Genomic DNA, 19,077 nt, shown 5'->3' with positions numbered 1-19,077 from the left:
CAGGGATGACGGACGAGAACGAGACGGCGTGGCTGGGGATCGACCTCGGCACCCAGAGCGTGCGCGCCCTGGCGGTCACGGCCGACGGAACCGTGCTGGGGCGGGGCTCCGCCCCGCTCGGCGGCCGGCGCGAGGGCGTGCGGCACGAGCAGGATCCGGGGGAGTGGTGGGAGGCCGTCCGCACGGCCTCCCGTGCCGCACTCACCACCCTGACGGGCGTACGCGTCGGCGGCCTCGCGGTGTGCGGGACGTCCGGGACGGTCCTGCTGACGGACCCGGAGGGCCGGCCGACGAGCCCGGCGCTCATGTACGACGACGCCCGCGCGGCGACCGAGGCGGCCGGGCTGCGGGAGGCGGGCCTCGCGGTGCAGGACACCTGGGCGCTGCCGAAGGCGCTGTGGCTGGTCGGAGTGCACGGCGGGGGCAGGGTCACCCATCAGCCCGACACCGTCACCGCCCGGCTGGTCGGCGGGCCGGTGCCCACCGACTCCAGCCACGCGCTCAAGACGGGCTACGACCTCGAGCGCGACGCCTGGCCGGACATCGCCCTGGACCTCCCCGAGGTGGTCCGGCCCGGCACCCGGCTCGGCGAGGTCTGTCCGGAAGCCGCCGAGACCACCGGCATCCCCGCCGGGACGCCGGTCGTCGCCGGCATGACCGACGGCTGTGCGGCCCAGATCGCGGCGGGCGCCCTGCGGCACGGGTCCTGGAACTCGGTGCTCGGCACCACCCTCGTGCTGAAGGGAGCCGCCCCCGACCCGGTCCGTGATCCCACCGGCGTGGTCTACAACCACCGTGCGCCGGACGGCACCTGGCTGCCCGGCGGGGCGTCGAGCGTGGGCGCGGGCGCGCTCCCGGCGGACGCGGACCCCGCGGCCATGGACGAACGGGCGGCCGCGTTCGAGCCGTCCGGCACGCTCGCCTACCCGCTGGTCTCGCGGGGGGAGCGGTTCCCCTTCCGGGCCCCGGACGCCACCGCCCTCCTTCTCGGCACCCCCGCCGACGACGCCGACCGCTGGGCCGGGATCCTGCAGGGCGTCGCCTTCGCGGAACGCCTGTGCCTCGACTACCTCCACCACCTGGGCGCCCCCCTCGACGGCCCCCTCACCTTCACCGGCGGTGCCGCCCGCAGCCCGTACTGGAACCAGCTGCGCGCCGACGTCCTCGGCCGTCCGGCACACATCCCCGAGCAGCCCGAACCGGCGCTGGGCATGGCCGCGTTGGCGGCCCACGGCGTCACCGGGGAACCCCTGACGGACATCGCCGAGCGCATGGTCCGCATCCGCGCGACACTCGACCCGAACCCCGCCCGCACCACCCTCTTCGCCGAGCCGTACGCCCGCCTCCTGGACGCCCTGCGACAGCGCGGCTGGCTCCCGGCGGAGGTGGCGGCCCACGCCCGCGCCCGGCTGGACCGGGACACCGCGCACTCGTGACGACGACGGCCGCGACCGCCGAGAACCTGGAGACCGCACCCACATGAGCACGACCCTGCTGCTGGCCCGGCACGGACAGACCATCTGGCACGCCGAGAACCGTTACGCGGGCGTGAGCGACATCGGGCTCACCGACGAGGGCCGGGCCCAGGCGGAGGCGCTCGGGCGGTGGGCCGCCGCGCACCGCCCCGACGCGGTCTGGACGTCACCCCTGTCGCGGGCGATCGCCACCGCCGACCCCGCCTGCCGTGCCCTCGGCGTCACCCCGCACCGCGAACCCGGCCTCAGGGAGTGCGACTTCGGGGTGCTGGAGGGCCGCACCCTCGCGGAGTTCGCCGCCGAGGTGCCCGATGCGGCCGAGGCGTTCCGGGCGGACCCGGTGAGCTATCCCTTCCCGGACGCGGAGGACCCGGCGGCGGCCGCCGCCCGCGGCACGCAGGCCCTGCGCCGCATCGCCGCCGCCCACCCCGGCGAACGTGTCCTGGTCGTCGCCCACAACACCCTGCTGCGGCTGGTGCTGTGCACACTGCTGTCGATCCCGCTCGGGGAGTACCGCAGAGTGTTCCCGCGGTTGCGCAACGCAGCGATCACCGAACTCCGCCTCGACGAGCACGGATCCGCCGCACTTCTCTCCCTCAATGTGCCGTGCGAGCAGGACCGGTCGTAGCACGATAGGACCATGACGGAGATCGACACCTCGGTGCCGCATTCGGCCCGGATCTGGAACTACTGGCTCGGCGGCAAGGACAACTACCCCGTCGACGAAGCGGCCGGCGACGCCTACACGGCCGTCTTCCCCGGCATCGTCACCATCGCCCGCAGCAGCCGCGCCTTCCTCGGCCGCAGCATCCGGTACCTGGTCGAGGAGGCGGGCGTCCGCCAGTTCCTGGACGTCGGCACCGGGCTGCCCACGGTCGACAACACCCACGAGGTCGCCCAGCGCATCGCCCCCGAGTCGAAGATCGTCTACGTCGACAACGACCCGCTGGTCCTCGCCCACGCCCGGGCCCTGCTCACCTCCACCCCGGAGGGCGAGACGGCGTACGAGGACCTGACGCTCTACGAGCCGGAGAAGATCCTCGAGGCGGCCTCCCGGACCCTCGACCTCACCCGCCCCACGGGTCTGATCCTCAGCGGCCTCCTCGGCCATGTCGCCGACTACGACCTGGCCCGCGACCTGGTCGCCCGTCTGCTGGCGGGCCTGCCCTCCGGCAGCTACCTGTGCGTCAACGACGGCTCGCGCGGCACCGACCCGGACTACGAGCAGGCCCAGGACGCCTACAACGAGACCGGTGCGGTGCCCTACTTCCTGCGCCCGGTCGACCGGATCGAGGCGTTCTTCGAGGGACTGGAGCTGGTGGAACCGGGCGTGGTCTCGGTCCCGCTGTGGCGCCCGGACGGCGACGCGGCCCCGGCCCCGATCGGCCAGCACGGCGGTGTGGGCCGAAAGCCCTGAGCGACCGGCCACAGGGAAGCCCCCGCGAGTCACGTCCTCGCGGGGGCTTCCCGTCCTTCCGCCCGCCCGCATGAAGGTTGAGAAGACGATCACGAGGCGGGACGCTTGGGCGATGGCCGCTCAGGGCGCCAACAGCAGCACGTCCGCACGGGACCTGGCAGCCTCGTAGCGCCGGGCCACGTCCTGCCAGTCGACGACGGCCCACATCGCGTCGATGAAGTCGACCTTCTGGTTCCGGTACTGCAGATAGAAGGCGTGCTCCCAGGCGTCGAAGACCAGGATCGGGGTCGAGCCCTGGCCGACGTTGCCCTGATGGTCGTAGACCTGCTCGACGATCAGCCGCCCGCTGAGCGGCTCGTGGGCGAGCACGCCCCAGCCGGAGCCCTGGGTGGTCGCGGCGGCCTTGGTCAGCTGCGCCTTGAACCCGGCGAACGACCCGAAGGACTCGGCGATAGCGTCCGCGAGTTCCCCGACCCCGTCGGCCTCCAGCGGCTCCCCGCCGCCGTCGCCGGACATGTTCCGCCAGTAGATGGAGTGCAGGATGTGCCCGGAGAGGTGGAAGGCCAGGTTCTTCTCCAGCCCGTTCACCGCCCCCCACGACTCCTTGTCGCGCGCCTCCGCCAGCTGCTCCAGGGTGTCGTTGGCACCCTTCACATAGGCCGCGTGGTGCTTGTCGTGGTGCAGCTCGATGATCTCGGGGCTGATCACGGGGGCGAGTGCGGAGTAGTCGTACGGCAGGTCGGGCAACGTGTAGACGGGCATGCGGGGGTCCCCTCCGAACCTCTTATTGCAAAGAGCTTGCAACTGCACGCTAGCAACAAAAAGACCCCCGTGGGTGAACCGGGGGTCTTTTCGCAAGGTGCCGGAGGGGACTTCCGGGCGCCGGGGTCAGGCCCCGGCGCGCCTCCTCTGTCGCGCGTACCCCACTCCCGCCAGGACCAGGGTCATGCCGCTCGTCCAGTACAGCTGCACGCGCGTGTCCGGTTCACGGGCCATCAGGACGAGGATCGCGGTCATGCCCGCGAGCGCGACCCAGGTCAGATACGGGAAGGCCCACATGCGGACGGCGAGCCGGTCGGGGGCCTCGCGTTCCAGGGCGCGGCGCAGGCGCAACTGCGAGAGGGCGACGAAGGCCCAGACGACGAGGACGACCGCGCCGATCATGTTGAGGAGCCAGGAGAAGACGTCGTCGGGGCGCCAGAGGCTGAGGACCACGCACCCGAAGCCGAAGACGCTGGAGGCGAGGACCGCGACACGGGGGACACCGCCAAAGACGCGGCCCAGCGCGCGGGGGCCCAGGCCGCGCCCGACCAGGGAGTAGGCGATGCGTGAGGCGCCGTAGACATTGGCGTTCATCGCGGACAGCAGGGCGACCAGCACGATCACGTTCATGAGCCCGCCCGCCCCCGGGATGCCCACTGCGTCCAGGGCGGCGACGTACGGCCCCTTCTCCACGACCGTCCTCGCGTCCCAGGGGACCAGGGTGACGATGACCGCCATCGAGCCGACGTAGAACAGCGCGATGCGCCACATCGCGGTGCGGACCGCGCCCGCCACCCCGCGTACCGGGTCCTCGGACTCGGCGGCCGCGATGGTGACCGTCTCCAGGCCGCCGTACGCGAAGACGGAGGCGAGCAGGCCGACGACCAGGCCCTCGCCGCCGCCCGGGAAGAAGCCGCCCCGGCCGGTGAGGTTCGCGGTGCCGGGGGAGTCCGTGCCGGGCAGGACGCCGGCGATCGCCAGCACTCCGAGGACCAGGAACAGAGCGATCGCGCCCACCTTCAGGGCGGCGAACCAGAACTCGAACTCGCCGAAGTTCTTCACCGCGGCCAGGTTCGTGGCGCAGAAGACCAGCATGAACAGGGCCACCCAGGCCCATTCGGGGGTGCCGGGGAGCCAGCCGGTCACGATCTTGGCGGCGCCGATGCCCTCCAGGCCCACGGCCGTGCACAGCAGGATCCAGAAGGACCAGCCGACGGTGAAGCCCGCCCACGGGCCGAACGCCCGCTCGGCGTGCGCGGAGAAGGAGCCGGAGGAGGGGTACGCGGCCGACATCTCGCCGAGCATCCGCATCACCAGCATCACGAGGAGGCCGGAGAGCGTGTAGGCGAGGACGATCGACGGGCCGGCGGCGGCGATCCCCGCGCCGGAACCGACGAACAGTCCGGCGCCGATCACCCCGCCGAGGGCGATCATCGACAGATGGCGCTGCTTGAGGCCGTGGGTCAGGGAGGCGTCGGACTCTTGTGGAGTCGTGACGGCGGTGCTGGGCATGGGCGTGGTTCGTCCAGTGCGTGAGACGGGCAAAAACGCCCACAGTGTGGGCGGTCTCCCCAGCTCACAGGGGAGACCGCCCACGATGCGGACGCCGCCGGCACCCGCGGTGACTACGCCGCTACGGCCGTGTAGTGCGAGGCGTCGCCCTCGATCGAGTAGCTCTCCTTGCCCTCGATGCCCACCGGCACGTCCCCGGCGACGGTCACCCGGTGCAGCCGGCGCGGCAGACCGTCGTAGTTGTCCACGGCGTAGTGCTGGGTGATGCGGTTGTCGAAGAGCACGAGCTGGTTCTCCGACCAGCGGTGCCGCAGCAGGTTCTCCGGGCGGGTCACGTACGCCTGGAGCAGATCCAGGACCTTGCGGGACTCGCCCACCGAAAGCCCCACGATCCGCTGCGCGAACCCGCCGATGAACAGCCCGCGTTCACCGGTCAGCGGGTGGACCCGGACCACCGGGTGGGCCGTGCGGTACTTGATCGAGGTGAACTGGGCGCGCCGGGCGGCCTGTTCCTCGTCCAGCGACTCCTCCGGTACGGCGTAGTCGTAGTCGTTGGTGTGCTCGGCCCACAGCCCGTCGGCCAGCCGGCGCAGCGGCTCGGGCAGGTTCCGGTACGCGGCCGCCGAGTTGGAGATCAGCGTCTCGCCGCCGTACGGCGGGATCGTCAGGCTGCGCAGAGTGCTGGCCTGGGGCGGGTTGAGGACGAACGTGACGTCGGTGTGCCAGTTGTTGGCGGCGCGTCCGCCCTCGCTGTCCACGGGCAGGACGTTGGGGGAGCCGTCCACGGCGGGCACGGTCGGATGGGCGGTGGTGAGCTCGCCGAAGTGCCGGGCGAAGGCCTGCTGGCCCTCGTCGTCGAGGTTCACCTCGTCGAAGACCAGCGCCTTGTGGACGTTGAGGGCCTCGCGCAGCGCGGTGGCCGTCTCCTCGTCCAGGGGCTTGGAGAGGTCGACGCCGGAGACGTGGGCGCCGATGTTCGCGGTGACCTTGTGGATCTCGATACCGGACATGGGGTGGGGTCCTTCCTAGACGTGGACGGGCTGGGCGTACTGGTTGGCGGGGCGCGGGAGGCCGTAGCGCTCCCGCAGGGTCCGGCGGGGCCCGTACTCCGCGCGGAGCAGGCCGCGGGCGCGCAGGAGCGGGACGACGTGGTCGACGAAGGCGTCCAGACCGGACGGCAGGACCGGGGGCATGATGTTGAAGCCGTCGGCGGCTCCCTGCGTGAACCAGGTCTCGATGGCGTCGGCGACCTGTTCGGGCGTGCCGGCGAAGGTGAGATGGCCGCGCCCGCCGCCGAGCCGCCCGATCAGCCGGCGCACGGTCAGGCGCTCGCGCCGGGCCAGCTCCACGACGAGCGTGTAGCGGCTCTTGGCGCCCTCGACGGCGGACTCGGGCGGCAGGTCGGAGGGCAGCTGCCGGTCCAGCTCCAGCGTTCCCGCCGGCAGTTGCAGCAGCCGCTCCAGATTGGCCACACCGTGCCGGTGCACGATGTGGTCCTCCAGCTCGCGCTCCTTCGCGAGCGCCTCGGTCTCCGTGGCGCCGATGACGGGGACGATGCCGGGGAGCACCTTGATGTGCTCCGGGTCCCGGCCGGCCGCGGCGGTGCGCGCCTTGAGGTCGGCGTAGAAGGCCCGCGCGTCCTCGATGGTCTGCTGGGCGGTGAACACCGCCTCCGCGTACCGGGACGCGAACTCCTTGCCGTCCTCGCTGGAGCCCGCCTGCACGAGCAGCGGGTATCCCTGGGGAGTGCGCGGCACGTTGAGCGCGCCCTCGACGCTGAAGTACTTCCCCCGGTGCCGGGGCGGGTGGATCTTCGTGTCGTCGCCCCAGACGCCGGCCGCCTTGTCGCCGACGATCGCGTCGTCCTCCCAGCTGTCCCAGAGCTTGAGGGCCACGTCGAGGAACTCGGCGGCCCGGGCGTACCGGTCCGCGTGCGCGGGCTCGTGCTCCAGACCGAAGTTGCGGGCCGCCTCCCGGCCCGCGGTGGTGACGATGTTCCAGCCCGCCCGGCCGCCGCTGACGATGTCCAGCGAGGCGAACTTCCGGGCCAGGTTGTAGGGGGAGTTGTAGGAGGTGGAGGCGGTCGCGATCAGCCCGATGTGCTCGGTGGCCACGGCCAGCGCGGTCAGCAGCGTGAGCGGCTCCAGCGCGCCCGCGGGCCGCTGGGCGAGGTCGCTCCACAACTGCGGTCCGTCGGCGAGGAAGAGCGAGTCGAAGGTGCCGCGCTCGGCGATCCTGGCGAGACGGACGTAGTGGTCGAGCGAGACATGCGCGAACGGGTCGCTCTCGGGGAGCCGCCAGGAGGCCTCGTGGTGGCCGGTGTTCATCAGGAACGCGTTGAGATGGAGCTGTCTTGCGGTCATGCGTGGTCCTCCGTGACGCCGAGTGCGGCCAGCAGTCGTTCGCGGTACTCGCCCAGCAGGGGATCCCGGTAGGAGCGCGGGTGCGGGCGGTCGATGGTCAGGTCGAGGCCGATGCGGCCCTGTTCGAGCACGAGCACCCGGTCGGCGAGCACGATCGCCTCGTCCACGTCGTGGGTGACGAGCAGGACGGACGGCTGGTGGCGCTTCCACAGCTCCCTCAGCAGGGCGTGCATCCTGATGCGTGTCAGGGCGTCGAGGGCCCCGAACGGCTCGTCGGCCAGCAGGAGTTCGGGCTCGCGGACCAGTGAGCGGGCCAGTGCCGCGCGCTGGGCCTCGCCGCCGGAGAGCTCGCTCGGCCAGGCCCGTTCGCGGCCCTTCAGGCCCACCTCGGCGAGCGCCTCGCGGCCCCGTTCCTCGCCGTCCGTGCCCAGCAGGACGTTGTCCAGGACCCGCCGCCAGGGCAGCAGCCGGGAGTCCTGGAAGACCACGGACACCCTTTCGGGGGCGGTGAGCCGGCCGCTTCCGGCGACCTCGTGGTCCAGGCCCGCCACCGCCCGCAGCAGCGTGCTCTTGCCGGAGCCGCTGTGCCCGAGCAGGGCGACGAACTGTCCGGCCGGGATGTCGAGGTCGACGCCGTCGAGGACGGTACGCCCGTCGAACGACCTGGTCAGGCCGCGGAGTTGCACCGCGGGCCGGGTCAGCTGCTCAGAGTGCGTCGCCATGACAGCACCCTCCGTTCGACGAGACGGACCGCGCTGTCGGAGACCAGGCCGAAGACGCCGTAGACGACGAGACCGACGAGGATCACATCGCTCTGGCCGTAGTTCTGGGCCTGGAACATCATGTAGCCGAGTCCGCTGGTGGCGTTGATCTGCTCCAGGACGACCAGACCCAGCCAGGAGCCGGTGACGCCGAGCCGGAGTCCCACGAAGAATCCGGGCAGCGCGCCGGGGATGACGATCTGCCGTACGAACGCCCACCTCGACAGGCCCTGGACCTCGGCGAGTTCGACGAAGCGGTGGTCGATGCCGGACAGCGCGGCATGGGTGTTCAGATAGATCGGGATGTAGACGACGATCGCGATGATGGCGACCTTGAAGGTCTCGCCGATGCCCAGCCAGAGGATGAACAGCGGGATCAGACCGAGGGTCGGGATCGCCCGGTTGAGGTTGACCGTGCCGTCGATCAGCGCCTCGCCGGCCCGGCTGAGGCCGGAGGCCAGGGCCAGCAGGACACCGGCGGCCAGGCCGATCGCGAACCCGGACGCGGCCCGCCGCAGCGAGGTCAGGACGTCGGTGGGCAGGGTCCCGTCGGTCCACAGCCGCACACCGGTCCGCACCACCGTCCACGGCGCCGGGACCGCGGCCGGGTCGAGCCGTCCCGCGGCGGAGGCGGCGGCCCAGAGCGCGAGGAGGAGGACCGGCCCGCCGAGCCGGGCGGCGGGCAGCCGCCTGCCGGGGGAGAGCCGGCGTCGCCTGCGAACCTGGGGCGTGTCCTCGGCCGGGGCGACCGTGACGGCGGCTTCGGTCGTGGTCACGGCGCTCACCTCCGGTACTCCGCGGCCACGGACTTCGCCGCGATGCCCTCGAAGCGGCGGTCGAAGAGATCGCTCACGTCGAACTTCTTCACGAAGCCGCCCTCCGCCAGCAGGTCCGCGGTCTCCTGCTCCCACTTGATCGCCTCGGCCCAGCTCGGCGGGAACAGCGGCTTGTTGGCGAGCGCGGTGACCGCCTTCGCCTGGGGGAGCGTCAGGTTCTGCGTCTTCACGTAGAACTCCTCGTTCCAGATGTCGGGGTGCTCGTACGTCCACACCTGTCCCTTGGCCCAGTACGGGACGTAGGCGGCGACCGCGCCGGCCTTCGCGGGGTCGCTCAGCACCGAGACGGGCGCCCACAGCAGGTTGAGCAGGTCGACCACGTCGGTGGTGATGGCACGGGCGCCCTTGGCCCCGTACTGCTGGAGGTAGGCGGGCGCCTGGCTGTTGGCGAGCGGGGCCACGTCCACCTGGCCGGACTGGAGCGCGGTGAAGAACTGGTTGCTGGTCAGCGGGACCAGCTTCACCTCGTCGTAGGAGAGCCCGGCCTGCTTCAGCGCCCGCAGCAGGACCACGCCCTGGGCCTGTCCCTGCGAGAAGGCGAGTTTCCTGCCCTTGAAGTCCTCGACTGTGCGGATGTCGCTGCCCGGCTTGGTGGCGAAAAGGTAGTTCGGCTTGCGGGTGATGTTGATCGCGACGATCTTCGCGTCGTATCCCTGGTAATGCGCCTGGATCGGCGGAATACCCGCGTTGTTGCCGATGTCGAGGGAGCCCGCGCGAAAGGCGTTGATGACATCGGGACCCGCGCCGATATTGGCCCATCCGGCCACTTTGAACGGTAGCTCGCCCAACTTTGCGAGCTTGAACTGGAGTTGCTGAGTGCCCAGGTACGAGGCGATCTTCAGACTCGTGCCGGCCGGGACCTTGGCGGCGAGCGGGGCGGACAGGGCCTCCTCGCTGTCCGCGGCGGCACTGCTGGAGGCGCAGCCGCTGAGCCCGGCGACGCCGGCCGCGGCACCGAGGAGGGAGGAGAGGAACAGGCGCCGGTCGACGCCGGACGTACGGGAAAAAGACATGGGGAAACTCCTGGAATCAGCGCACGGGAAAACTCTGGGAGAAGAGAGTTCATGCGAGAGTTCATGCGAGAGAAATGAGCGCGTCACACGGGGCAACGTGTCAGCAACAAAGGGCGCGACAGTACAGGCGAGGGCTCATGAACAGGATGTTCGCGGTCATGGGGAAGCCCTGTCAACATTCGGAGTTTCTGAATTAAATAGCCTCAGGTGACGCGGCCAGCGGATCCCGGTAGAGCACGTCCAGCGCCACCGAACCGCCGGCCACGGCCAGCACGGAATCCGGGAAACTCGTCGGCATCACAGAGGCCGCGCGCGCGTCGCCCACCCCCTCGCGCAGAGCGGCGAGGCAGTCCTCCCGGTGCATGACACCGACCTCGGTCACCACGACCGTCTCGGGGTTCAGCACGTCGAGCAGCAGCCGGGTGGCCCGTCCGATGGCCGCCGCCCGCTCCACGAGCAGACCCGCGGCCTCCGGATCACCGGCGGCCGCCGCCGCGACCACATGCATCGGGTTCGTGCCGTCGGTGACCCCCGCCCGCCGCGCCCGCGCGCACAACGTCCGCTCGCTGAGCTCGACCTGGAGGCATCCGGTCCGTCCGCACGGGCAGGGCTCGGTGCCGCCCGGCACCGGCAGATGGGCGATCGCGCCCGCCTGGGAGCGCGGCCCGTGGAGCACCTCGTCGTGGGTGGCGAACGCCGCGTCCACCACATTGCCGACGAACAGGTGCAGCACGCTCCGGCCGCCGCGCGCCCGCCCGAACAGCCGCTCCGCGTTGACCAACGCCCGCGCGTGACCGTCCACATGGACCGGCAGACCGGTGGCGGCGCCGAGCACCTCCCGCACCGGCACCTCGCGCCAGCCCAGCAGGGGGTGCTCCACGACGGTCCCGGAGTCGCGGTCCACCCAGCCGCCGGCCGCGAAGCCGACGCCCAGGGCCCGCAGCCGCGGGGAGCGGTCCAGCAGCGCGGCGAGCCCGTCGGCGGCCCGGGCCAGCACCGCGGACGGGTCTGCGCCGTCGGTGCCGTCGTGCCGCAGCTCTCTGCGGTCCACCACCCGCCCGCGCAGATTGAGCAGCGCCACCGTCGTGTAAGGGACGGCCACATGGACCCCGCCCACGACGAACCGTGAGTCGTCCAGGTCGAGGGGCACATGGGGGCGGCCCACACCCTGGGGCCGCCGGGGCTCGTCCGACTCGCGGATCAGACCGAGTTCGCTGAAGCGGGCGCAGTAGTCGGTGACGGAGGCCGGGGAGAGTCCGGTCAGCCGGGAGATGGTGCTGCGGGCCACCGGTCCGTGCTCCAGCACGGAGCGCAGGACCACGCTGGCGCTGGTCCGGCGCCGGGAGGTGGTGGGAGTGGGGACGACAGAGGGTGCCGCGGTGCGGGGCATGGAGGACCGTCCTCGGGAACGGGGGCCGACACGTCTCGGAGAGCGAGGCGCGCCGGAGCCCGCCTCACACCGGACGGCGACAGACGGCCGTGCCCACACGTCGCAGGTCGACGTGGCGACGCGACGAGAAGTTCCGGGACTGGGCGACCATGTCCGAAGAGTAGGTCAGGAAGGGTGAATCCGACCAGACCACTAGGATTCATTTGGTGATTCCCCACAGTGGTGCGGCTCCGTGCCCCTGTAGCCACGGCCACCTCACCTCAGTGACCGGCGTCACGCCGTACCAGGTGTAACCGGCATCCTTTGTCGGGAGCCGACCAAGCCGCCGCTCCCCCCTTTGTCGGGCGCTGACGGTGATCGGCCGGAGCGCGCTGGGATAGCGTCACGATGTCCCTCGCCGTTCACACCCTCGCGGAGTCCCCATGAGCACCGCCGTCGCCCCCCTTCGCACCGGCCAGGTCCTCGCCGACCTGATCCCCGCCTCCCGCGTCCGGGACGTCGCGCTCGTGGTGGGCGGCGCCGCGCTCACCGGTCTCGCGGCGCAGATCGCCGTGCCGGTGCCAGGCTCCCCGGTGCCGGTGACCGGCCAGACCTTCGCCGCCCTCCTCGTCGGCACGACCCTCGGCGCCCGCCGCGGTGTCGCCTCCCTCGCCCTGTACGCGCTGGCCGGCCTCGCCGGACTCCCGTGGTTCGCCCAGGGCACCTCCGGGTTCTCCGTCTCCTTCGGCTACATCCTCGGCATGATCCTGGCCTCCGCCGCCGTCGGCGCCCTGGCCCGCCGCGGCGCCGACCGCTCCGTGCTGCGCATGGCCGGCACCATGCTGGTCGGCGAGGCGATCATCTACGCGATCGGTGTGCCGTACCTCGCCTACGCGGCCGACATGTCGCTGTCCGCCGCGATCGCGGCCGGCCTCACCCCGTTCCTCCTCGGCGACGCCCTCAAGGCCGCCCTGGCGATGGGTGTCCTGCCCACCGCCTGGAAGCTCGTCAAGCGCTAACCCCTCCCGCGCAGGAGGCTCGCCGGGTCGTACCGCGACTCCAACCCGGCGAGCCTCTCGCGCGTTTCGGCGTCGTACAGGCCTTCGGTCCGGTCCCCGGCCCCGAAGGCGAAGTTGACGGCACGGCCGAGAGCGGCCGGCGCGAGCAGCCGGAAGGCCGGGTCCAGCAGCGCACGCGCCCGGTCCCGCCCGCCGCCGGTCAACAGCCGTACCAGGAAACGCCCTTCGCGGTACGGCACCGAGTTCGGCGCGGGCCGCGCCAGCGCCCCGCCCAGCTGATTGATCTGTACGACGACCATGGCACCGGTGGCGGGCCCGGTCCGCGCGAGCAGCTCACCGACCCGCTCCACGTCCAGTTCACCGAGCACCGCGCTGTCCCCGTAGTAGCTGTGCGGGAAGTCGGGATCGCTGTGGATGGTGCGGCTCTCGGCGTACGGCATCACGCGCAGCGAGTCCGCGAGCACCGGGCCCGTCTCCCGCAGAGGCGCGACGAGCCGCTCACCGTCGGCGCCGGTGTACGCGACCCGTACGGAGACGACGTACCGCCCGCGCAGGTGCGGCGGCAGCGCCGGGGCGTCCGGATACGGTACGGCCGCGAAGGACGAGGTCAGTGCGGACGGCACGGTCCGGGTCCACTCCTTGTAGGCGCGCAGCACGGCCGTGGGATCGACCTCGCGGCCGTCGAAGGCCAGCGATCCGCCGTACAGCGTCCGCACGGGGACAAGTCCGATCTCCAGCTCGGTGACGACCCCGAGGCGGTGTCCGCCGCCGAGGAGGCCCCAGTAGAGCTCGGACCCCTCGGTGACACGGCGGTGCCGGCCGTCCGCGGTGACGACGTCGAGGGAGCGGACGTGATCGGCCGCGTAGCCGAACTCCCTTGCCAGGATGCCGAGTCCGCCGCCCAGCGTGTATGACACGGCACCCACGCCCGGTGCGGAGCCGTTGAGCGGCGCGAGCCCGTACGGCTCGGCCGCCGCGACCACCTGGCCCCAGCGGACCCCCGCCTGGATCCGGGCGGTGCGGGCTCCGGGATCGATGCTCACCCGGTCCATGCGCCGGGTGCTGATGAGCGCGCCGCCCTCCACCGCGCCGGGCAGTCCGTGTCCGGTGGCCAGCACGGAGACCGGCAGCCCGGCCTCGGCCGCGTGACGCACGGCGGTGACCACGTCCTCGGTGGAGCGGACCGGGAACACGAGGTCCGGCCGCAGGGCGAACCCGGTCTGGAAACTGGTGACTTCGTCGTCGGTCGTGGTGTTCATGGCGGACATGCTGGAGGCATAACCTGACAACTTCCGTCAGGTTATGCCTCCATCGGTTTCCCGCTCCTGTCAGGCGGTGCGCTGCGGCCGCCGCTGCGACCACCACAGCCCGGCCGCGCCCGCCGCCATCAGCGAGGCGCCCGCCGCCCCGAGCGGCAGCAGGTCGCGCCCGACACCGGTCTTGGGCAGCTCGCCCGCCGTGTCGCCGCCGGGCGCCACCGGCTTGTTGTCGGTGCCCAGCAGCAGCGGGGTGGCCGGGGCGTTCGGCGACGGGTTCGTCGTGCCGAACGGAACCGGGCCCTGCTGCCAGAACGTCTTCTTTCCGTCGCCGGTCTGCACCGGAAGACAGATCTTGCCGGTCTTCTTGAGATCGAACGTCGCGTCGACGGCGTACGATTTCGACTTCCCCGCTGCGAGATTGTCGATGGGGCAGGCGAAACCGCTGTTCGAGCCCTCCGGCAGATCCTTTTCTTCAATCGGAGAGCAGCCTTGAACGTTTTTGACCGTCATGCCGTCGAATCCGACGACCAAAAGCCTGATCTTTCCGCTGTCCTTGCTCCCGTCGTTCTTCACGGTGGCCGTGAGGTCGGTCTTCTGCGAGCTGTTGTCGACGGAGATCTTCTCGGGCAGCGTGGTCGTCAGCTCCACGCCGGCCGGTGCCTCGTCAACCGCCTTTCCCCCCTTGCTGCTTGCGGGTCCCTCGTCCGCGCTCGCGGTGAAGGAACAGATCATCACTGTCGAGAAAGCGGCCGTGACCAGCGATCCCGCGATGGTCGTCATACGACGAGAACTCATGTTCGCCCCCCTTGGCTGCGCCTGAATTCGCAGTACTTGAAGAGGTACCACAAGATTTCTCCGCACTATGCTGGTACGGCGCGAAGTGTGACCATTGTGTTCCACTCGGGACATCGTTGAGGGGGTGCAGCGGATTGCCGGGGAATATGGGAGACACGGGAAATGCGAGGCGCGGCGGAGTTCCAGGGCTCCTGGTGACAGGGCGCTATCGCCTGGTCGAGAGCATCGGCCAGGGGGGAATGGGGCGGGTGTGGCGGGCCGCCGACGAGATGCTCGACCGGCAGGTCGCGGTCAAGGAGATGCGGATCGACGGCCTCGACGCCGAGGACGCCCGCACCCGCCGCGAACGGACCCTGCGCGAGGCCAGGGCCACGGCCCGGATCGACCACCCGAACGTCGTCCGGGTCTACGACGTCGTGGACGAGGGCGAACGCCTGTGGATCGTCATGGAGTTGGTCAAGGGGCGTTCCCTGGAGCGGATGACGGTGGAGGACGGCCCGCTGGCCCCCCGCGAGACGGCGCTGCTCGGCCTGGGGCTGGTGCGGGCCCTGCGCCAGGTCCACGCCCGGGGCGTCCTGCACCGGGACATCAAACCCGGGAACGTCCTGGTGGAGTCCGGCGACCGCACCGCCCGCCGGATCGTGCTGACGGACTTCGGCATCGCCGCGATGCAGGACGCCAAGGCGCTCACCATGGTCGGCATGCTCGTCGGCTCCCCCGACTACATGGCGCCCGAGCGGGTCTCCGGCCGCCCCCAGGGGCCACCGTCGGACATCTGGTCCCTCGGCGCGACCCTCTGCGCGGCCCTGGGCGGCCGCTCACCCTTCTCCCGCGACACCACCCTGGCCACGCTGCACGCCGTCCTCTACGAGGAGCCGGAACTCCCCGCGTCGGCGGGCCCCCTGGCCGACGTCCTGGCTGCCCTGCTGGAGAAGGACCCCTCGATACGCCCGTCCCTGGACGAGGTCGAGTCGGCCCTGCACACGGTCGCGTTCCCGACTCCCACACCGACGTTGAGGATGGGGGCAGGAGAGGACCTCGGGGAGGGCGGGGACCCCGGGACGGTACGGGGGCCGGCGGCTGTTCCTGGGACCGCGGGGGCTTCAGGAACACCGGAGGGTTCGGTTGCTTCGGCGGTGCCGAGTGCGGGGGGAGTGCCGGAGGGGCCGGACGATCCGGAGGTTGCGGGCGCAGCCGGAGTGCCGGGGGCCACGGGAGGGTCGGACTCTTCGGGAGCCCCCGGCGACGGGCCGGGCGCCTCGCCTAGTGCCTCCCTGGACGCGTCGGTGCGGCCGGACGCGGAAAATCCTGCGGACACGGCGGGCGCAGCCGACACGCCGGGTACGCCACCGCAACCGCCCGGCGGCTCACCGGAACCGGATGGCTCCGAGACCCCACCGGACGGGGCCGGGAAGACGCCGTCGCCGTGGGTGTCGGGGGAATCGCCCACGCCTGCCTATCTGGGGACCCGGCTCGTGCGGGCGGTGCGCGATCCTCGGCTGCCGCAACCGGAGGCGGCGCCCGAGGCGGCCGTGGAAGGTCCGGACGTCGTGGAGCCGTCGGACGCGGTGCCGGGGGAGCACGGCTCCCCGGGCGCGCCGCCGGAACCGTCGGATGCCGTGCCGGCCGGGCATGGCGCCTCGGACACGGCCCGGTCGGACGACGGTGTCGCCGCCGGGCCGTCGGAGGTCGCCCTGCTCGGGCGCGGCTCCTCGGACGGGGTGCGTGCCGCGGAGCCGGACACCGGTCCGGACCGGCCACGGGCCGTCGCCGAGGACGTGACCGCGCAGCCCGAACCCGCCACCCCCGCCGAGCCGTTCGCCCGGCCCGAACCCCTGGAGCCCTCGGTCGGCCATGCCGCGAGCGCCTCCACCGAGGCGGTCTCGGAGGAGCGTTCGGAGGCCCGGTCCGAGGAGCCGTCGGGGAACTCGGCGGGAGCCGCGCTCCGCGCAGGTGCCACCACGACCAGTACGCCCCTCGCGAGCGCTCCCACCCAGGACTCCCTCGCGGCCGGTGCCCCCACGGAGCACTTCCCGATGCCGGACGCCCCGACCAGGGACACCCCCACGCGCGCGGCCTCCGCCCGCACCCGCGTCGGTCCGGTGCCGACGACCCGTCGCCCGGGCCCCGGAGTCTCCCTGGTCCGCGGCAACCAGGCCGTGCCCGAGCGCCACTCCGACGCCGGGTCGGGTGAGGGCACCACCGGCGCCTCCACCACGGGCACCACTGGCCCCTCCGACACCGGCACCCCCGACTCCGATCCCGCCCTCGTCCTCGGCCCTCACCCCCACCGCATGCCGCCGGGCGAACTCCCCGGCCCGGCCCGCCCGGCCGCCCCCCACCGAGGCCGGCGCCGGACCGCTCTGGTCGCCGTCGGAAGCGTGGTCGCCGCAGGTGCCGTGGTGGTCGCGATCATCCTGGCCACGACCTCCGGCTCGCCCGGCGACGACAAGGCGGGCGGCTCCTCGTCGGCCTCCGCCTCCGTCTCCTCCTCGGCACCCGGCGCGTCCACCCCGGGCGGCACCCCGTCCGCCACCGTCGAGGGCACCTCCCGCCCCCGTTCGCTCCCGCCCGGCGCACACGAGGAGGCCGGTGGATTCGCGTGGGCGACCCCCACCGGCTGGCGGCGGGACGTGAAGACCGGGGCCGAGGTCCACTACACCTCGCCCGACGGAAAGCAGGAGCTCGCGGCCAAGTCCTCGCTCGCCCGCGGCGACTTGATGGAGACCTGGCGGACCTCCGAGCAGAACGCCCACCAGGGCCAGGACTACGAGAAGATCCGCCTGGAGGAGACGACGTTCCGCGATCACCCCGCGGTCGTCTGGGAGTACACCTTCACTCTGGACGGTGTCCCCTGGCACGCCGAGCTGCTCGGGTTCAACGTGGGCGACAAGTCGTACCAGATCAACACCTGGTACCAGCCGGACATCGAGGCGCAGGCCCTCAGGACGTACGAGAAGGTGAAGGAGAGCTTCACCGTCCTGTGAGCACGCAGGGGATACGCACATGAGAAGGGCCCCGCGGCACACGCCACGGGGCCCCGCTCATCCGTCCGTTCAGCCGACGGAGACCTTGTCCGTCACCTCACCGGCCGACGCCGACGCCGTACGCCCGCGTCCGACCTTCTCCTTCACCACGGCGATGACCAGCACCACCGCCGCGACGAGCAGCGACAACAGCACGGTCTCGCGTCCGTCGTGCTCCGTGTCGGTCAGCATGTAGCCGAGGACGAACACGATCAACGCGGCCGTCGCCCAGGTCAGATAGGGGTACAGCCACATCTTCACGACCAGCTTCTCCGGCGCCTCGGCCTGGATGATCTTCCGCATCCGCAGCTGCGAGAAGCAGATGACCAGCCAGACGAACAGGGCCACCGCACCGGAGGAGTTGACCAGGAAGAGGAAGATCTTGTCGGGGGAGAGGTAGTTGAAGAACACGGCGACGAAGCCGAACACCACCGACGCGAGGATCGCGGCCATCGGCACACCCCGGCCGTTGACCCGAGCGAACGCCTTCGGGGCGTCCCCCCGCTCACCGAGCGAGAAGGCCATCCGGGAGGCCGTGTAGAGGCCGGAGTTGAGACAGGACAGCACCGAGGTCAGCACGATGAAGTTCATGATCTGACCGGCGTGCGCGATCCCGAGTGAGTCGAGCGCGGCGACGTAGGAGCCGTCGTCCTGGATGGACTTGGAGTCCCACGGCAGCAGGGCGACCACGACGAAGATCGAGCCGAGGTAGAAGACCGCGATCCGCCAGATGATGCTGTTGGTCGACTTGGTCACGGCCCGCTGCGGGTCCTCCGACTCACCGGCCGCGAGGGTGGCGATCTCGCTGCCCATGAAGGAGAAGACGACGAGCAGCACACCGGTGAGGATGGCGCCGGGCCCGTTGGGCAGGAAGCCGCCGTGGTCGGTGAGGTTGGAGAGCCCCGCCTGGTCGGCGTCGACCCCGGGCAGCACGCCGAACACGGCGAGCAGGCCGATGACGATGAACGCCCCGATGGCGACGACCTTGATCCCGGCGAACCAGAACTCGAACTCGCCGTAGGAGCCGACCGAGACCAGGTTCGTGGCGGTCAGCACCACCATCACGATCAGCGCCCAGCCCCACTGCGGTACGGCGGGGATCCACCCTTCGAGGATCTTGGCACCGGCGGTCGCCTCGACGGCGAGCACGACGACCCAGAAGAACCAGTACAGCCAGCCGATGGAGAAGCCGGCCCAGCGCCCGAGGGCCCGGTCGGCGTGCGCGGAGAAGGAGCCGGAGTTCGGATTCGCGGCGGACATCTCACCGAGCATCCGCATCACGAGGACGACCAGTGTGCCGACGAGCGCGTACGACAGCAGGATGCCGGGTCCGGCGGTGGCGATACCGGAGCTGGAGCCCACGAAGAGGCCCGCTCCGATGACGCCGCCGATGGCGATCATCGAGAGGTGACGGTTCTTGAGTCCGGCCTGGAGACCAGTCATACGGGGAATTCCTTCGTGCCGGGTGTG

Annotated in this window: 16 protein-coding genes; 5 read left to right on the top strand and 11 right to left on the bottom strand. The window is 71.7% G+C overall.

What is annotated here, in order from left to right; all coding sequences use genetic code 11:
* Positions 1-5 precede the first annotated feature (5 nt).
* From IOD14_RS37415 to IOD14_RS37405, 3 genes are read left to right on the top strand one after another with little or no spacing between them, the layout of a single operon-like run.
* A complete protein-coding gene (locus tag IOD14_RS37415; RefSeq protein ID WP_212672625.1) occupies positions 6-1,436 on the top strand; it encodes an FGGY-family carbohydrate kinase in 1,431 nt (476 codons plus the stop codon).
* Positions 1,437-1,479: 43 nt separating this feature from the next.
* Complete coding sequence (locus IOD14_RS37410; RefSeq protein WP_123989250.1) at positions 1,480-2,103, top strand: histidine phosphatase family protein; 624 nt, start codon at positions 1,480-1,482, stop codon at positions 2,101-2,103.
* Between the two features lie 12 nt (positions 2,104-2,115).
* Complete coding sequence (locus IOD14_RS37405) at positions 2,116-2,892, top strand: SAM-dependent methyltransferase (RefSeq protein WP_123989249.1); 777 nt, start codon at positions 2,116-2,118, stop codon at positions 2,890-2,892.
* A 120-nt stretch (positions 2,893-3,012) separates the two neighbouring features.
* Here the strand turns inward: IOD14_RS37405 and IOD14_RS37400 are convergent, their stop codons facing one another.
* From IOD14_RS37400 to IOD14_RS37365, 8 genes are all read right to left on the bottom strand, one after another.
* Positions 3,013-3,654, bottom strand: a complete 642-nt coding sequence (locus IOD14_RS37400) for a superoxide dismutase (RefSeq protein ID WP_123989248.1) — start codon at positions 3,652-3,654, stop codon at positions 3,013-3,015.
* A 126-nt stretch (positions 3,655-3,780) separates the two neighbouring features.
* Positions 3,781-5,166 (bottom strand): amino acid permease, encoded by a 1,386-nt coding sequence (locus IOD14_RS37395; protein ID WP_212672624.1) that lies wholly within the window; start codon positions 5,164-5,166, stop codon positions 3,781-3,783.
* A 113-nt stretch (positions 5,167-5,279) separates the two neighbouring features.
* Positions 5,280-6,176: a TauD/TfdA family dioxygenase gene (locus IOD14_RS37390; protein ID WP_123989246.1), complete on the bottom strand. Its 897-nt coding sequence runs from the start codon at positions 6,174-6,176 to the stop codon at positions 5,280-5,282.
* A 15-nt stretch (positions 6,177-6,191) separates the two neighbouring features.
* On the bottom strand, positions 6,192-7,529 hold the full coding sequence (locus IOD14_RS37385; RefSeq protein ID WP_212672623.1) for an LLM class flavin-dependent oxidoreductase: 1,338 nt from the start codon (positions 7,527-7,529) through the stop codon (positions 6,192-6,194).
* Entirely contained in the window at positions 7,526-8,251 is a 726-nt protein-coding gene (locus tag IOD14_RS37380; protein WP_123989244.1) for an ABC transporter ATP-binding protein, read from the bottom strand. Before IOD14_RS37380 ends, IOD14_RS37385 begins: the two co-directional genes overlap by 4 nt.
* The gene (locus tag IOD14_RS37375) at positions 8,227-9,075 is read right to left on the bottom strand and encodes an ABC transporter permease (RefSeq protein WP_123989243.1); all 849 of its coding nucleotides are present in this window, start codon (positions 9,073-9,075) and stop codon (positions 8,227-8,229) included. The genes IOD14_RS37380 and IOD14_RS37375 overlap by 25 nt, the downstream gene beginning before the upstream one ends.
* Positions 9,072-10,139 (bottom strand): ABC transporter substrate-binding protein, encoded by a 1,068-nt coding sequence (locus tag IOD14_RS37370; protein ID WP_212672622.1) that lies wholly within the window; start codon positions 10,137-10,139, stop codon positions 9,072-9,074. The genes IOD14_RS37375 and IOD14_RS37370 overlap by 4 nt, the downstream gene beginning before the upstream one ends.
* Before the next feature lie 193 nt (positions 10,140-10,332).
* Positions 10,333-11,529, bottom strand: a complete 1,197-nt coding sequence (locus IOD14_RS37365) for an ROK family protein (RefSeq protein WP_212672621.1) — start codon at positions 11,527-11,529, stop codon at positions 10,333-10,335.
* A gap of 422 nt (positions 11,530-11,951) precedes the next feature.
* Here IOD14_RS37365 and IOD14_RS37360 point away from each other — a divergent pair, with 422 nt between their 5' ends.
* Positions 11,952-12,527, top strand: coding sequence for a biotin transporter BioY (locus IOD14_RS37360; protein WP_123989240.1), 576 nt, complete (start codon positions 11,952-11,954; stop codon positions 12,525-12,527).
* Here IOD14_RS37360 and IOD14_RS37355 read toward each other — a convergent pair.
* Both IOD14_RS37355 and IOD14_RS37350 read right to left on the bottom strand, forming a co-directional pair.
* Entirely contained in the window at positions 12,524-13,786 is a 1,263-nt protein-coding gene (locus IOD14_RS37355) for an FAD-dependent oxidoreductase (RefSeq protein ID WP_249126168.1), read from the bottom strand. The two genes, IOD14_RS37360 and IOD14_RS37355, sit on opposite strands and share 4 nt — an antisense overlap.
* A 69-nt stretch (positions 13,787-13,855) precedes the next feature.
* Positions 13,856-14,581, bottom strand: a complete 726-nt coding sequence (locus tag IOD14_RS37350) for an LPXTG cell wall anchor domain-containing protein (protein WP_123992646.1) — start codon at positions 14,579-14,581, stop codon at positions 13,856-13,858.
* Positions 14,582-14,820: 239 nt separating this feature from the next.
* Here IOD14_RS37350 and IOD14_RS44630 point away from each other — a divergent pair, with 239 nt between their 5' ends.
* Positions 14,821-17,568: a serine/threonine-protein kinase gene (locus IOD14_RS44630; RefSeq protein WP_249126332.1), complete on the top strand. Its 2,748-nt coding sequence runs from the start codon at positions 14,821-14,823 to the stop codon at positions 17,566-17,568.
* Positions 17,569-17,637: 69 nt separating this feature from the next.
* Here IOD14_RS44630 and IOD14_RS37340 read toward each other — a convergent pair whose 3' ends face one another.
* Entirely contained in the window at positions 17,638-19,050 is a 1,413-nt protein-coding gene (locus tag IOD14_RS37340; protein WP_174269137.1) for an amino acid permease, read from the bottom strand.
* Positions 19,051-19,077: the final 27 nt, after the last annotated feature.

This window comes from Streptomyces sp. A2-16, assembly GCF_018128905.1.
In the GTDB taxonomy this organism is placed as follows: Bacteria; Actinomycetota; Actinomycetes; order Streptomycetales; family Streptomycetaceae; genus Streptomyces.
Note: the sequence above shows the minus strand (reverse complement) of the source record. Positions and strands in the feature narration are given on the sequence as shown.